This is a genomic window from Achromobacter sp. GQ309 (assembly GCF_059759315.1).
This window is the reverse complement of sequence record NZ_JCAXDP010000001.1, coordinates 135132-150588: the sequence shown is the minus strand read 5'-3', so window position 1 is coordinate 150588 and position 15457 is coordinate 135132. Positions and strand designations below refer to the sequence as shown.

Below are 15457 nucleotides of genomic sequence, written 5' to 3'. Positions count from 1 at the left end.
AAAAAAAAGCCCCGCACTGGGCGGGGCTCGTCTGGTGAATAATGAAACCTAAGGGTGAAAATCGAGGTCGTTTTGGTAATACCTGGCGTCGTAGTTGATCGCCCTCAGAGGGATGGTCCCATCGTCGTTCGGGGTGTCCTTCTCTGTCAGGATGAACGGTTTTGCGGTGCGATCATCGCCGGCGTCGCTTATGACGTAGGCGGTAGCGTTATATGCCTCCCCTCGGCAGATGACTGGAGCGCGAGGGGTTCGCTGGAGCAACGCTAGTCGAGGTCGGCCACCTGACGCTACGCCCATGCTCTCAACTAAGCCGTCGCTTCCCTGCAGGAATATCACGTAAGGACCGTCACCCCAATCGAATGGCTGCGACAGCGTCACCAGCCGATTGTTACCTTCATCGACGTGAAGTATGTCCCCGTCTTGACTGCGGCCCAGCGTATTGTCCGCGCACAGAATGCGCTCGCTCACACGCAGTAAGTTCGCCTCTGGCAGCGCGTCGAACTCAACAGATTGATCGTGATAGCGGATCTTGTTCCAGCGCCGGTAGGCATGTATGTGCGCCTGCGCTTGCGTTCTGACGCCGACCGATTCGACCCTCAGCGGATTGATCGCGGACCGGTCCTCCGGCAAATAGATCGTCACGGGAGCATCGTTGGCCGGGTCGATCCATTGAAACTCGACGCCGTCGTACTCTTCATCACTGCCATCGGTACGCTGTTCAGATCCGGGAAGCTTGTTCCGATGGTTGAACAGGAGGGTAGAGTCGTCCGTGGCCCGCTCGAAAAAGAGGCGGATGACGCTGCCGCGCCGGTACGCCCGACAGAACACTGCCTCGGCAATCATCGCCAGCGTTTCTTCGAAACTGAGATTGTCGCTGTCGATGGTGTAATCGAACCGCGCCACATCTACCCCAAAGTACTCGCGTACCTCGTCCGCAGTGGTGTAGATGTTTTCGAAATCCACTTCCGCCGGTGTCCTATTGCCGATCAGCGGGTCTAGGCACACCGCCGCTATGATGTCTGCTACATCAGTTGTCGGATACAGCTCGGTCGTAAAAGCAGCGCCCGAAACCCGCCGCGGCAATTTCCGGGTCACCAACAGGTTCAGCTTGCGTTCCTTCACAGCCAAAGCGCCATCTGTCGCCAGCGTTACCGATTGCACCGTGGTCACGTCACCGAAGTGCGCTTGATCAACCGATGAGCATGCATACAGATCCCGCCACTTGATCTCATCGACAACAGAACCCTCAAAATCCGTATCAGAGTTGGTCAAGCGCCTGGCGCGCAAGCGCCACCGCGTGCTGGCCGCACCCGGCAAGATCGCATCCAACGTGTCCGCCCTCACAGATCGCGTGACCGCGGATCCTTGGATAGTGCGTTCAAACGCGAGAACTTCCCCATGCGGAACGCCGGATGCGTCGAGACGCTGGGCCTCGATTCGATACACCACATCGCGACGATACTGCTGCCGGCCATTGTCCTTATAGAGACCGTTGAGCGCGATAACGTTGGAGATCAGTCGTGTGATCGGCCGCACGCTTTCCACGCTAAACCACCCCACCCAACGCTCGCCCGTCGTGCTTATGGTGGGATTCATCACCACTGACTGACCACCATATTCCGTTTGCATCACAGTCCAGCCACTGTTTACACCGGCGGGAGTATTGAGCGTCAGTAGTGAGCCGGTCACCGTCGTGATGGTGTACTGACCGGATAGGTCGAACTGAATGATGTCCGAAGGCCGGGTTAGCACGGGTGACCCCGTTACACCAGCGGAAGCGTTCCTGAAGGCCGCCCATGCCGCTGAGTTTTGAACGACGTCCAAACGCAGCCGGGTCATATCATCAATAGGATCATAGGAGGAGCTTAGAACCCCGTAGATGCCAGTCAAATTGCTGGACGCTGTATAGGGAAGGTCCGCATCCCCTCCTGTGGACGCCGTCCATGTCACGTACCCATTCGACAACGTGACGATTTGGCCGGCGGACCACGAAGCGGTCTGGTCTCCCGCGAACGCCACCACGCCCCATTGCGATGAAGGCGAGTTCTCAGACGCGAAAATAGCACCACCCGGAGGCGTGTAAGAGAACGTCCCTTGTGATTGGGCCGCGTTGGAGACTGTGATCACGTCACCGGGCACGAACAACTCGCCGAAGTCTAGGTCAGCGTCCTGAGAGACAATTTCGTTCGGAGAACGGAACACCATGCCGCGCCGGACCACGCTGCCATAGTCCTGAGGCTGCAGGGTCTGACCGTTCACGCTGTTCGCTCGTTTCGCGGTGGTGATAGGGAGATTGATCGCGTTGCCTATCCGAAGCTGCGGTGCGTGCCCACTGTTAGGAGAGGTGAACGGCGCGTAGACCTCCACCGAGGCGCCCGGGATTTCCTCGATCAAGGTTGTGTCATCGCGCGCGTCGTGCGCCTCGTATGCTCCTCGGCCAACGCACATGAACGCCACTTCCTTCTCTACATGGTTCTCGAAAATCAGATAAGGCCGTGCGAGGAGATCTGGGGTCGAGCGAACTTGCCCGTATATGTCCGGAACGCGCCCATTCACTCGCACTTGGTTCGTGCGTTCGGACAGGCCATTGTTTGGTGATTCGTTTTGAACATTCCGTGCAGTTTGATTCGGAGGGTCTTGCGCCAGGATGGACGTCAATATCATCGACGCCACCGATGTCACCAGCGCAACCGCTAATGCCGGCAGAAACATGGGGCCAAGAGGGTAGGCTTCCACGACGAATGGGCCAGGAAGCTGCCGCAGCTCGGCGATGTCTTCCGGCTTGCGCGGTCTCACCGATCGGCCGGTTGCCATGTCGGTGATGCGGCAAGCGGGGGGCAGCCTCGGTCCAAGCTCCGCCTTAAGAAAGGCATGTAGGTCAGCCACCTCCCGTGTTTCGCGCTTCCCGTCTGGCGCGCGATAAAGGTGAACGGTCGTCATGCGTAGAACCTCATGTTTCGATACAGTCGGGTCTGGGCTTCAACTGGGAAAAACGACGGCCCAGATTCGTTGTTCTGAAGAAGTCGTCCTCTGACACACACAGCGATATGCGCTTCCCCGTGCAGTGTCTCCATGAGCGCGATGGACGGGAATTGCGAAGGCCCCTGCACCTTTCGCATTCCACGGAACAACTCGGCCAGCCGTCCTGCAGCTAGCTCTCGCTCGTTGACTTGGCGAAGGCGGCTGTCTCCGGTCAAATGCTCCCAAGCGTCGGCTGCGAAATGCAGGCAGTTGTACGAGTCGCGGTCATAGCTTCGGCTGAGAAGAAAATCGATGCTCATAGGTAGCCCAACAACATTGGAAACAGATCTGTGCGATACAGCATCCCGGTCTTCGTCAGATTCGTCTGGGGTGCCGTGCCGTCGAACTGCGCACCGCCCCGGTTTCTGGTGATCTTTCTGGCTTGTAGAAAGATCGGCCCAATCATGGGCGCATCTAGGTCATCGGACCGGTAAGCACGATGGACCACCGTCGGCGGAATGGTGCGAAGAGTTCCAGCTCGCCTAGCACGCTCAATCTCATCGGGAAGTATTTCGCCCAAGTCCCCAAGCGTCACGGCAATACCAAAATCGAGATTTCCGCGATCACCTAGCTGTTGAAGTCTCATGGGGACGTACTGCCAGAAGACAGCTTCACCCGACTCCAGGCGAGCCCAGAAGCCCTCACGATAGTTTGGCTGCAGCCGCCATACTTGCGAGAACGCGGGATGGCTGATCTCCAACGTCTGAAGCTCCGCGACGCTTGGAGGTGCCCCGAAATAGAAATCGACGTACTGGGCGTCATTCGCGCTAATCATGCGGCAGGTCCTCATTCACCAACTTGGCCAACAGGCTCAAAATCTCCTTGGCAGCCGGCAAGCTGCCATACACGGCGAGCATGTTTACCAGCGAGCCCCAATAATCTAGATCGGCGTCATCGAATTCAGGCAGCGTGTCCACCTCAAGCTGAAACGAAACCGACCAGCCACCGCCACCGATGGGGACCGGCCGCGCCGTTTCCGGCATGAAATGCGCGACGTACCTTCGACTGGTGCTGCTGTCAATTACCAAGTCCGCATGGAAGGGGCCGCCGCCCAATCGGCGCATGTTTCGCCAAAATCCCATCAGCACGTCGTACTCCTCTCCGAAGACGACGTAGGTGACGGCAACCATGTGCGGCGCGCCTTGCACGCCAGCTCGATATCGGCCGCTCCCGCCTTCTAAGCCAATGCGCTGCGATCCATCTCCAAGTGCAGGCGCGTACCCGGCCTGCACCGGGCGAAATGGCATTACAGGGAAGTCGCTCATCGCTTTCGCTCTGTTTTGAAGTTCTTACTCATCGCGCGCGCCCCCCGAGAGTTAGGCCGGCCCAGTTGTGATTCCAGCATTTGGGGGCCTTGCGAAAAGACCTGGTCACGCGCAATCAAGACAACATCGTCTCGGGTCAACTGCTCCGCGCGGTACTCCTGCGGTGTGCCGTTGTTATGAATCGTGATTCTTGGCATTTGCTGCGGAACCGCTGAAGACACCGATCTCATCAACGGCTTGGTGAAACCTGTATCAAGCCCGCTCAGCGCGACCGGTGCGCCTGCGTTCATTGCATCTAACGCTTGCCGTCCGATTCGAGCGGTTGCGGCCGCATTCAGCACATACTCTTGCCCGTGGACCATGCCGGTGATTTTGTTCCGCGGCGCGTCTCCGGTGTATCCCCCGCCGGATAGGAACATGAGCCCGTCCCCAGCCCCGGCCACGTCCGCAGCGGTGGCGCCGCCGATACCCGCGGAGGCACCACCAGCAAAGGCGCCAAACAGGCTGCCGACCATTCCCGCAATAGCTTGACGGGCGGCAATCCGGGCGAGGTCAGCGATAACTGATGTCGCGAAGTCCTTGAACGAAAGCTTGCCGGTCGTCGCGAAGCGTACGATCGCGTCTTCCATGCCCTGAAAAGCGTTGGAAAACAGCGCGTTTGTCTGCCCTGCAATGTCGGAAGCCGAATCCAGATAATTTTCCAAGGCCGAGGTAGCGCCGTTGCTCCAATTGCCCTGGGCTTCCCGGACCTGGTCGAAGTACTTTTGCTGCATCTCTAGGCGGAGCTGCAGATGCTCCTGCAAGAGCGCGGTTTCGCTTTGGTATGTCTCCTGCGAGATTTGGCCCGAGGCCATCGAGCGGTCAAACTGCGCCTTCTGACGTTGGTAGTCCCGCAGAATCCCCTGGCGGGCACGCAATTCCTCGTGCGCCCGATTCCCCCGGCCCAAGCCCGCCACCTGGTCGTCGTACTGCTGTTGTTCCAGATCCCGAGAGCTGGACAGGCTGGCGCGCAGCGCGTCGACCTTGGCCGCTTCCTGCTTGGTGCGTAGCTCCTTCTCAGCGGCCACGTTCAGATCGAGCTGGCGGCGCAATAAATCTGCCTGGGCAAGCAGACTCTTCTGATCTGCGGTCAGGACCTTCTTGTCCTTGAAGTCGGCAATCTGCTGCTCGAACTGGGCACGCTTTTGCCCCCAGGTGGCCAGCTTGCCCTCGCTGGTGATCTGGGCCTGCAAGGAGGCTTCAGCCTCGCGGTACTGCTGCAGGAGCTTGGTTGCCGCATCGTCCGTGTAGACCCTTTTCGCACCCTTGTCCTCATACCGCTTTTCAAGGGCTCCCCGAGCCGCCGCAATGACGGAGGCGTCCAGCGTAGTGCCGTCCTTCTGCGCCTTGGAAATCCAGTCGTCCAAGGCCTTAAAGTCCTTGCGACGCTTCTCCGCCTTGTCCGCTCCCTCGTCAATGAGCTTGGATATCTCTTTCCGGGATTGAATCGCCTCGCGATTGACCCGGAGGAGCTCCGCCTCTGCTTTGGCGGCGTCTTCCGCCTCCTTCTTCTGCGCGATTACAGCGTTACGCCGAGCTTCCGCATTCTTGAGGCCTTGCCTTTCCTTCTCGCTTATCGTGGCACCAGCTTCGGCCGCAATGCGGATATTCTCCGCACGCTGGCGCACCTCTCGTTCCAACTCGCGAAGCGTCTCATCAACCGTGTTCTCCCGGCCGATGTCCAGCATCTTGTCCCAAGCCCATGACGCAGCTGCGCCTAGCTTGTTCCACGCCGACTCAAGCGATCCCAGGTTTTGCTTTTGCTCTGCGGTCCGCCCCGTGAGCTCCGCAGCCGCTTGCCGAGCGACCAGCTCAACAGCCTCTTGCGCCCGCCCCTGCTCCATCAGAGCCTGAACCTGCGCATAGATGGAACCGGTCAAAATCCCATAGCGCTCGTTGAGGTCAACAACCGCCGCCACGGGGTCCTTGCCGATCTTTGCGAAAATCTCGACTGTGCTCTCAATCCCCGTGCCAACCGCGCGCTGCATTTCAGCAGCAATAAGTGCCACGTCCGACAGTGCGGTGCCGGAGAGCTTCCCGGAGGCCGCCACGGCGTTCAGGGCTTGAACTGCGCGCGAATGGCTTCCGGTAATCTCGCCTAGGCCGCGCGCCATCGCGACGAGATTACCCGCCGTTACACCCGCGGCATTGCCGGTCAGAATTAAGGAATCACGAAAGTTCTCCGCTTCGGAAGAACCTTTTACCCAAGCCACTGCCACCGCCGCAGCCGCCCCGGCCGCCAGGGTGTACGGATTGATGAGCGCCAACAGCGCCCCGCCCAGCGCCCGCGCCGCCGGCACAATGCCGCCGAACATGTCCTTCAACTGGCCGCCCTGCTGAAGCAACACGGTCAGCGGTTGCTGCCCCCCCTGCAGCGAAACCACGATGTCAGTCAGCTGCGCGGGCATGCCCCTCAATGCGGCGGCCTGCTGCGCAGCACTGATCCCGTACTGGTTCAGTTGCTTGGTGGCTCCTACTGCCGCCGTTCCCGTCGCCGCCAGCTTGGTCTTGAGCTCGTCGAGGATTGACGTTGGCACGCCGCGCAGGGCGGCGTTGTAAAGGATCTGCTCCTTTCGCGTCATTCCGATGGTGTTAGCCTGGTTCACCAGGGCATCAACACGCCGGCGCTCAGCGGCTGCCAGCTTCGTATAGTCCGCCTGCGCGGACTGAGACATGTCGCTGGTTCCGCGCTTGGCCGACGCGATCGCGGCGTCAAATTGCGAGGTATCAACGACGATGTCTAGCCGCGCGGTGCCAATGCTTTCCTGTGCCATGTTCAACTCTTATGGAAGATTTCCAGGGCCGCCCGCTCGATGATCCGAAGGTCGTCCATGATTTCCTGCTGTTCGGCCCTGGGGCACTGTTGACGGTCCAGGTCGTGATACAGGACCCCGTAGTCCAGCCCTATCGGCCCTCCCGCCCCTACACGCCACTGCGTGTAGTTCCGGGTGAACAGGTTGAATGCAGGCACGAGCTCCTGCCAAAGCTCGACCGCGGGCCTTTGGAAGTAGCGGGGCTTCAAACCGGCTTTTGCTAAGGTCGCGGCTGATGGCGGCTCCCACAGGAACGCCGCCACAGCCTCAGTCAGTTTTTTTTGCGCTCGACCCGAATCGCATCGTTGAAGGCGCTCGCGATGGCAAGATCGGCACCGGGCTGATGCTCGCAAAGCAAGTCGAATGCCTCCTTGCTAACGGGCATGTCCGCATCCCATTTCTCGATCAGCACGAGCAGCAGGTCGGCGGTCGAAATCTTGTTGGCCGCCAACTTCTGCATCAACGCGTCATACTCTTTGCCCGTCTTATGGCGAAAGGTCACGTTCAGTTCTTGCTGGCGCCCCTGGCCCACAATCGTCACCTTCGCGTCGATAGTCGGGTTGGCTTTGATCTGGAACGTCATTACGCGCCCTCGTAGGTGATCGGATCCGCGATGAGCGACAGCGTGAACGTGTTCTGCAGGTTCACGTTCTGCCCGCCGGTCGGGTTCTTGTTGAAGGACGGATAGCCGTAGTAATAGGTGATGGCGCCGTCCGGATATTTCGTTTCCAGCACAACCGGGATACGCAGGCGGTCCGCCTTGACCAGTGCCGCATACCACGCCTTGTTGAGGTCGTAGTCGAGCGTGTAGGTGAGCACAGTCGGGCTCTTAACGGTCGGCTTCTGCCGCTGCTTGCTGCTCGGGTCTTCGACGTACTGGAACTGGTGGTACTGCTGCTCACCACCGGTGATCTGCACGTCCGTGATCTGGTCCAAGCTGAACCAATCGGTGACCGCCTGGTAAGCGCCCGCCCCGCTTCCTGCGGGGTGCAACCTCAGGTCCGTTGTGTCCGCACCCTCCAGCTTGAAGCCGTTCGCGGTGGCGCCAGTGGCGCGGTAAACAGCCTCGGTCAAGGCGGCCCAGCCGGAGTCGATGACCAGAATGTCGCCGTCCTCCGGGGGGGTGACGGTAGACGCGAGCGGATCAACGCCGTTCGCAATCGAAGAAATCGCCACAGCCAGGGCTATCGTTTTCGAAACCCGGAATTGCGACCCGTTGATGAAGATGGAAGCCATTTGTGTTCCTCAATTGAAAAACCCGGCGCGAGGCCGGGTTCGATGTAGAAGCAGGGAAAATTCAGGAGGGAAGGAACCAGATACCGAAGTCCTGGCGGGTGCCGTACTTCTTGATTGCCTCTTCGTAGAGGCTGGTGGGAGAGCCATACGGCTCAACAGCAGGAAAGTCGCTTTCACACAAGGCGGTGCCGATCTGGTCCGCGATGTCACTTGCCTGCGCCCGCGTGGCGGCCCACACGAACACCTGCACGCGCTGATGCCGTTTCTCGCGGCGTTTGCGCTCCACGTACCACTGCTCTTGCCCGCCGGTGCCTTGATAAACGATCAACGGAAACATAGGCTTGTCCGGGGTGACATCTGGATAGGCACGCCCGCCGACCAACGGCCCTAGGACTGCGAGCAACTGGGCTTCAAGTGACATCGCGAATCTCCTGTCCTGCCAGAAGTTCCGGCAACCGTTCCCGCCCGCGCTGAATCATTGCCGCCTGCGCGAGAGCCGCGGCGGCTTCATACGCCGGCCGCAGGAACGGATAGGCGGGTACCCATTTCGGGGTTGCGAGCTTGCGCCGCGTGTCCGTGATGTAGCTGCCGTCCGGCTTGCGGATCACGGCGTAGATCTGCCAGTGTCCAAACTCGACCAGGTGGCCGTGTGGAGCCTTGCTCTTGTTCCAAGTGACGGCGTACTGAACCTCCTGCTCTGTCGAGTACCGCTCCCGGAATGCTAGATAGATCGCACCCGCCAAGACGCCGTTATGCGTATTCACACGAGCCTTGGCCTCATTCCGCAACACTTCCCCGCCAGCCACGGCCATTGAGCGCGCCAGGCTGACCCGTGCGGGACCCAATAGCCGATCCAAGCCCGCAGACCAGCCGGAGGTGACGAAAGACGCCTGAAGCCCGTTAGCCATCGCCGCCCCCCTGCTCGCAGATCAAGTCCGTCCACTGCCGTCGCGCAAGGTCCATCCGAACATTTTTGATGTCGAAGGGTTCGCCCACCGGCTGCCCGTCGTACAGCTCCAGAATGCGCATCCCCTGGTCGATGCCGCGGCGGAACCGGATCCGGAAACTGTATGCGTTGATGGACGCACCAATGTTTTCCTGATTGCGGGTAATGGCGCCCATACCGCTCTGACCGCGAGGATCTGCCGGTACTGTTGCAACTTCCACCCAGGGCCCGTTCGGCTGCCCCGCGTCGTCTTGCCCATCTTCCTGCCGTTCGATCCGAATCCAGGTGCGCAGTGTCCCGGCCCTCATGGCATCATCTCCCGCCTGTCGGCTCGCAGGAGTTCCGGCACGCCTTGGGGAAGCCGAGCGGCGCTTGCACCGACAACCACCTCTTCGCGGTTGGCGTACAGATTGCCGAGCGTCAGCCGCACTGCGGCCCTGACACGAGGTGTAGCCACAATGCCGAACAGCACGCGCTGAAAGCCGATCTTCGCTTCCTTCAGCCTCTCCGTCGCAAGTGCAATTGCCATTTGGCGCGCAGCCGCGTTGCTAAGTTCAGCAGCGGCGGCCAGGGCAGCCTCATGTGCGTCTTGCGCATCTCCAGCAGCCTTCGGCAGCGCGTCCTGTGCGGCGATGAGGTCAGAGTGAGCCGAGAAGAATGCCCGGTTTAGATGGCCTGCCACTGCGCTTTCTGCAGCAGCAAGCAAGTCGGCCAGCAATGGCGCGTCCGCCGGATCGGCGTTGCAATGAGCAATGCACTCTTCAGGCGTCAACAGCGGCATGATCAGTCCTTCAGGCCTTCAGCCAGGGCTGCACGGAGCTTGTCGATGCCCCAGCGTTTGTCATACTTAATCTGCGCGGCGTCCAGCTGCGCCACCAGGTCCTTCTTCTCGTCCGAATCCTCCGCGCTCGCTTCCAGCGCCCCCAAATCCCGCGCGCCGGCTTCTAGTTCGGGAGGGCATTCCTCACCGGCCGCAAATTCAACCGGGTAGATAGCGCCCTTCGGCACACCCCGAAACGCCTTGATCAGCTTCGCCATGTAACTCTCCTGAGATGGGGAAGGACGCCGGCCGGCGCCTTCCCGCGGTGTTCAGTCCGCAGCGACCGTCATGGCACGCATCGGCTCGGGGTTATGCACTCCGCCCCCGACGCGCTTGGTCGTATAGAACAGAACGAAGGGCTTGTTCGTGTACGGGTCCCGCAGCACTCGCACGCCCACACGGTCGAAGATGGTGTAGGTGCGCTTGAAGTCGCCGAACAGCACCGGCGTGGCGCCCGCCACCGCGTCCGGCATGTCCGGCACTTCGGTCAGCGGGAAACCGCCCACGGTGGCCGGCTGACCAGCGACGAAGGACGGTTGCCACAGGTAGTTGCCTTGACCATCCTTCAGCTTGCGGACCTGGCCCTGGGTTTTGCGGTTCATAGCGAAGCGCGCGTTGCCCGTAAATGCCGAAGGCAGGTCGTAGATGAGATCAATGATGCCGTCCGACGTGATGGCTGCCGCCGCGCCGCTGTTCACCACCTTGATCGCGCCGAACGGATGCTTGGCCGCGTTGGCGCCGCCTTCGACATAGGTCAGGATCCCGAAGGGCTTGTTGGTGCCGTTGCCCGAAACGAAAGCCAGGCCCTCCTGCTTGGAAAACTCGGTTTCCACTTCACCTGCGAGCCAGCTTTCCAGATTGATCGCCGAATCGTCAAGCAGTTGCTGCGTCGCCGCGGGGTTGGCGTAGATTTCGCCCCAACCGAAGCCGAGCGAAGCGAAACCAGCCGTGTTGGTCTGCGGACGCGCCGCAGTCTCGCCCACCCAGCCAGATGCCGTACCGCCCATGTTGTAGAGCTTGGTCAGGCCGGCGCCGGATACCGGTTGTACGGTCGCCAGTTGCCGCATGGGCGATACCAGCACCAGCTTGTCGGTAATGGTGCGATCCCACTCCACCGGCGCGAGATAGCCGCCTTCTTCTGCGGCCCCCTTGTTCAGCGCGGCCTGCACGTCGCCCTTTTTGAAGTGCGCGTTGAAGGCGTCGCTATACTCGGAGTCCTTCAGGCGCTGGCCGGTGCCGTCGCCCATCTGAGCCGACGCGATCTTCATGTTGGCGTCGTCGATGGCGGATTGAAGCCGGGAGATGTCCGCGTTGATCTTCTCGACTTTGAAGGCCTGAAGCGCATCATGCGTGCCCTTCTTGACCTCATCCAGCTGCTTGGAGTGTTCGTCCTTGAACGTGGCGAACGCTTGGTTCAGCTGTTCGATGAGGGCCTTCACCTCACCTGGGCTGCCGGCGTCGGCGCGTACGGAAACCAGCCCGCGGGGGACGCGGGCATTCGATTGTTGCTTCATGTTTAACCTCGCAGGGTTGTAAGTGTGGTTTGCAGCAGGGCTGCTACGTCGTCACCAGCGCACGGCGTGGTGGTTGTGGCAGCGCTCGGCTTGCCGGAGAAAAGTGCTTTGAAGGTGTCGCGGCGAGACGAGCGGCTATATCCGGCGCGAGCCATGGCCGCCTCCACCTGGGCCAGAGCCCGCCGTTCGCCGCTCGATTGCGGCTGCTCGGTGACTGCGGTGCCATCCAGCAGGCCGGTGGCGAAGCCATCCTCGACCGCCTGTTCCGCGCCGATCCAGGTTTCTTTGTCCATGAGGGCTGCGGCCTGCTTCGGCGTCATGCCCGTTCGAGCCGCATAAACCTGTGCCATCGCCTCATCAAACGGCTCCAGCTTCGCGGCTGCGTCGATCAGGTCGTGGCGGTTCCCGATGGCTACTGCCCAGGCGTTATGGATCATCAGGAACGATCCCTGACCCATCAGGATTTCATCGCCCGCCATCGCAATTACCGACGCTGCTGACGCCGCCAGTCCCAATACCTTGATCGTGACCTTGGCCTTGTGCTCGCGCAGCGCGTTATAGATCGCGACTCCCTCAAAGAAATTGCCGCCAGGTGAGTTGACGTTCACCGTCACGTCCCGGGCGCCAACGGAACGCAGCGCGGCCTGAATGCGCTTGACCGTCACGCCGCTACCGTCCCACGTATCTCCGATGGCGTCGTAGATGGAAATGGTGGCGTCTTCGTCCGCCGCGGCCGCGCGGACTCGGGGAGCCCACCGCTCCAGTGCGTCTGGACGCAGATCGAAGTCGGCGGCGCCAAGGCGGGCATCCGCCTTGATTTCAGGCAGTTGCAGCAGGCTCATTGGGTTTTCCTTTTTGGGTAATGGGGTCGCGCAGCTTGTTTGCCTGCGGGTCATCGCTGGCCGGTAGGTCTGACAGGTCGCGGATCTCGTTCTGCCACATCCACGGGGCATGGCCGCCGGCGCCGGACGCTTTGGCGAAGTAGTCCGCCTGGTCCTTCAACGTGCCGCGCATCAGAGCCCGCTCGTTGAACTTGTAGGCCAGCTGGTCCAGTTCCTCGTCAGTCAGGAAGGTGCGCATGGCCGCCTGTTCCCACGCCGTGAACCAGAACTGCAGCCCGTACTGCACGAAGAAGATTCCCAACTGTTCGATGCCCGACCCCCAACTGGTGTCATCCATCATCAAGAGGGGCCGCGGCACGCCGAAGGCGCGCGCTACCTCTTCAATTTGGGCGTTGCGGTTCTCGATGTGCTGCGCTTCGGCTGCGGTCACCTTGAACTTGTTTGCCTTGGCGCCTTCCTCCAACAACATCCAGCGCTCAGCGTTCTCAGCGCCCGCAAAATCCGTGTCCAGGGAATTGCGCATCCGCCCGTAGGCCGTGTCCGATAGCGCCTTGGGGACCTCCACGGCGCCGCCCGCCAGGTTGCCCGTCCGAAATACGCGACCAGCGGCGCGCTCGGCGTCGCGCGCCAGTGAGATCGCATCGCGCGCGAGCTTCATACGGCCTAGCCCTTCCACCCCATCAATGGTGATGTCCCGCAGGTGGAACACCTCCTTCTGCGATAGCTTTACCTGCTGGCCATCCGGCCGGGTGTACGTGTAACGCATCTCCCAGCCCACAAGCTCGGCCTTGACGGACCCGAGCGCCATTGGCACCAGGGCGATCGGCCTGCCAGCTGACCAGATAACCCTGGCGTAGGCATTGCCTTGCTGCAGAACATGCAGCTGCATCATGCTTTTGAATTCGAAGGGCGTTTGCCACCCATTCGGCTTCAGCTTCATCAGCCGATAGCCCGGGTGGTCTTTCGCTGGCGCCTTGGACGTGTCGTTTCGAATTAGGTTGAGCGGCAACATGCCAAGTGAAGTGACGATCAGCGACACGCACCGCAGTGCGGCCATGTTCCGTAGCGACTCGACCCGGCTGTTGTAGTCGCCGCTGCGGATGTATTCCAGCAGCGCTGGATCATCCAAGCCTCGAAACGCCTGCCCCCTGGGCTGCGCCGACGCCTGCGCACTTTCTAGCGCAATGGTGGGCTCAAGCCGCGGACCGGCTTCAGGCGCCGACTCGTCCGCCGAGCCGCCCAGAAAGCGGTCCAGTAATTTCATGAGTTCTCTCAGATAAATCGAATCCCGCGGGATTCGTATACCGACCGGCCAGAGGCCTCGGGGTTGAGCGACAACAGGAAAACGGCGTCAAAGAGCGCCATGAGCGGGTCGATTTTTGCCGTACCCGATACCTGCTTGTTGATGGCGATCGCGTTTCCCTGCTGTACTGTCTTTGCATTGCCGACACACCAGGCCATCAGCGGACGCGCCCCGTGCAGCATCTCCTGCCCGGCAATCTTGCGCTCTGTGGTCTTGATCGCGCCATTCAAGCGCCATCCCTGCGAAATGGCGGTGATTTCTTCAAGGGTGAAGTTCCGCCCCGGACTGGTGAGCTCGTCAACAATGTCTCCGATACCCGATCCATCCACACCGATGCACAGCTTCTCCGGCAACAGCCCGCGATCACGCACCTGACAGACAATGTCAGCCACTTCGGCCACGTCATCGCCGGGCCGATCCACGATCCTCAGGTCGCCCTGCTTGTCGAAGTCCAGCAAAGCAGGGGCAATTTCCGCCCTACGCTCCAAGACAATCTTGTGCGCCCAGGCGCGCCCCCAATGCAACCAGCGGCGCGTTTCAACTTCCCGCCCCATCAGGGCTAGCCCAAGCAAGTCATCCAAGCCGCCCCCGTCGATGCCGACCACGACCACTTCGCAGCGGTCAAGAAACTCATCCAGATCTGCCAAGGCTGGATCACCTTGAGCCAGCCAGAAGTCGGCGCCGGCCCAGCGGTCTGATCGCAAGTTCAGCCCGATCTGCACATTCATGTGCTTAGCCAGAAACTTCTGGCTTGACCCGTCGGTTTTGCCGAGGTTCTTCTTGAGTTCGTCTTGCAACCACTCCGCGCTGACAGAGCGGCCAAGATTCGGGTTGGTGATGTAGAAGTTCTCCGGTAGCTGGTAGGCCTTCGCCTTCACCATCTCATCCGGGAACTCGTACAGAACCCCCAGCGTCTTCCGATCCTCGATCTTCCCGTCGCGGACATCGCGCCAGTAGTCGAGTTTCTCCTTGAACACCCCGGCAGGCGGATCATCGCTCTGCGTGGTCAGGTAGATCACCCATCCCTCATCGCGGGAGACCTGGCCGCCCAACGCCTCCATGAACATCGCCGCGGCATTCGCTCGCTTGCCGAACACCCACAGCTCGTCCACCAGCACGCGGCCGGACTTCTTGCCCGATACCGTGTCGGTGTCCGCAGCAACGACCTTCAGGCTGTTGCGCGTCACGCGATGGGTAATGGTTCGGATGTGTTCCTGGATGTGGAACATGTCCGACAGCTCTTCATCCGCGCGAATCATGCTCGCGGCGGGCTTGAAGCTGTTGTCGGCGACCTCTTTTGTCGGGGCCAGGATCAGGTGTTCCTCTTCCTCGCGCCAGCACATGACAAGAGCCGTCAGCATGATGCCGGCCGCGATGGTGGACTTCGTATTCTTTTTGCTGATAAGCAGCCCGTACTCGCGGATCAACTGCTTCCCCGTTGCCGCCTCATAGCCGCCGAAGATGGCGCGCACAAAGGCAAACACCCATTCTTCGCTGCACTCGCCAAAAGTGGGTTTCCCGGGTAGGTCGACAACGCGCAACTGCTTAAAGATGTTCAACGCGTATTCGGCCTGGTCTGCAAAGATCGGCGCCGGAATGATCGAACGGCGCTCGCGCAAGCGTGCTGCCCAATCCGGGCATGCAGTTGTCCAGGACAT

General features: G+C 60.7%; 16 protein-coding genes. All 16 read right to left on the bottom strand.

Features of this window, described 5'->3' with window-relative positions; translation table 11 throughout:
- Positions 1 to 48 precede the first annotated feature (48 nt).
- Positions 49 to 2940: a host specificity factor TipJ family phage tail protein gene (locus AC6CIE_RS00770; protein WP_498090785.1), complete on the bottom strand. Its 2892-nt coding sequence runs from the start codon at positions 2938 to 2940 to the stop codon at positions 49 to 51.
- A 337-nt stretch (positions 2941 to 3277) separates the two neighbouring features.
- Positions 3278 to 3796, bottom strand: coding sequence for a DUF1833 family protein (locus AC6CIE_RS00765; protein WP_498090784.1), 519 nt, complete (start codon positions 3794 to 3796; stop codon positions 3278 to 3280).
- A complete protein-coding gene (locus tag AC6CIE_RS00760; protein WP_498090783.1) occupies positions 3789 to 4151 on the bottom strand; it encodes a hypothetical protein in 363 nt (120 codons plus the stop codon). Before AC6CIE_RS00760 ends, AC6CIE_RS00765 begins: the two co-directional genes overlap by 8 nt.
- Before the next feature lie 131 nt (positions 4152 to 4282).
- Positions 4283 to 7099 carry a phage tail tape measure protein gene (locus AC6CIE_RS00755; RefSeq protein ID WP_498090782.1) on the bottom strand — a complete coding sequence of 939 codons (2817 nt, stop codon included), beginning with the start codon at positions 7097 to 7099 and terminating at the stop codon, positions 4283 to 4285.
- A 2-nt stretch (positions 7100 to 7101) separates the two neighbouring features.
- Positions 7102 to 7347, bottom strand: coding sequence for a DUF1799 domain-containing protein (locus AC6CIE_RS00750; protein ID WP_498090781.1), 246 nt, complete (start codon positions 7345 to 7347; stop codon positions 7102 to 7104).
- Between the two features lie 62 nt (positions 7348 to 7409).
- A complete protein-coding gene (locus tag AC6CIE_RS00745; protein ID WP_498090780.1) occupies positions 7410 to 7721 on the bottom strand; it encodes a phage tail assembly chaperone in 312 nt (103 codons plus the stop codon).
- The gene (locus AC6CIE_RS00740) at positions 7721 to 8374 is read right to left on the bottom strand and encodes a phage tail protein (protein ID WP_498090779.1); all 654 of its coding nucleotides are present in this window, start codon (positions 8372 to 8374) and stop codon (positions 7721 to 7723) included. Before AC6CIE_RS00740 ends, AC6CIE_RS00745 begins: the two co-directional genes overlap by 1 nt.
- A gap of 61 nt (positions 8375 to 8435) precedes the next feature.
- Positions 8436 to 8795, bottom strand: coding sequence for a DUF3168 domain-containing protein (locus AC6CIE_RS00735; RefSeq protein WP_498090778.1), 360 nt, complete (start codon positions 8793 to 8795; stop codon positions 8436 to 8438).
- Positions 8785 to 9282 carry an HK97 gp10 family phage protein gene (locus AC6CIE_RS00730; protein WP_498090777.1) on the bottom strand — a complete coding sequence of 166 codons (498 nt, stop codon included), beginning with the start codon at positions 9280 to 9282 and terminating at the stop codon, positions 8785 to 8787. Before AC6CIE_RS00730 ends, AC6CIE_RS00735 begins: the two co-directional genes overlap by 11 nt.
- Complete coding sequence (locus tag AC6CIE_RS00725) at positions 9275 to 9628, bottom strand: head-tail adaptor protein (RefSeq protein ID WP_498090776.1); 354 nt, start codon at positions 9626 to 9628, stop codon at positions 9275 to 9277. The genes AC6CIE_RS00730 and AC6CIE_RS00725 overlap by 8 nt, the downstream gene beginning before the upstream one ends.
- The gene (locus AC6CIE_RS00720; RefSeq protein WP_498090775.1) at positions 9625 to 10101 is read right to left on the bottom strand and encodes a head-tail connector protein; all 477 of its coding nucleotides are present in this window, start codon (positions 10099 to 10101) and stop codon (positions 9625 to 9627) included. The genes AC6CIE_RS00725 and AC6CIE_RS00720 overlap by 4 nt, the downstream gene beginning before the upstream one ends.
- Positions 10102 to 10103: 2 nt before the next feature.
- Entirely contained in the window at positions 10104 to 10358 is a 255-nt protein-coding gene (locus tag AC6CIE_RS00715) for a hypothetical protein (protein WP_498090774.1), read from the bottom strand.
- Positions 10359 to 10409: 51 nt separating this feature from the next.
- Entirely contained in the window at positions 10410 to 11654 is a 1245-nt protein-coding gene (locus AC6CIE_RS00710) for a phage major capsid protein (protein WP_498090773.1), read from the bottom strand.
- Between the two features lie 2 nt (positions 11655 to 11656).
- Positions 11657 to 12496 carry a head maturation protease, ClpP-related gene (locus AC6CIE_RS00705; RefSeq protein WP_498090772.1) on the bottom strand — a complete coding sequence of 280 codons (840 nt, stop codon included), beginning with the start codon at positions 12494 to 12496 and terminating at the stop codon, positions 11657 to 11659.
- Complete coding sequence (locus AC6CIE_RS00700) at positions 12474 to 13760, bottom strand: phage portal protein (RefSeq protein WP_498090771.1); 1287 nt, start codon at positions 13758 to 13760, stop codon at positions 12474 to 12476. Before AC6CIE_RS00700 ends, AC6CIE_RS00705 begins: the two co-directional genes overlap by 23 nt.
- Positions 13761 to 13768: 8 nt before the next feature.
- A complete protein-coding gene (locus tag AC6CIE_RS00695; RefSeq protein ID WP_498090770.1) occupies positions 13769 to 15457 on the bottom strand; it encodes a terminase large subunit in 1689 nt (562 codons plus the stop codon).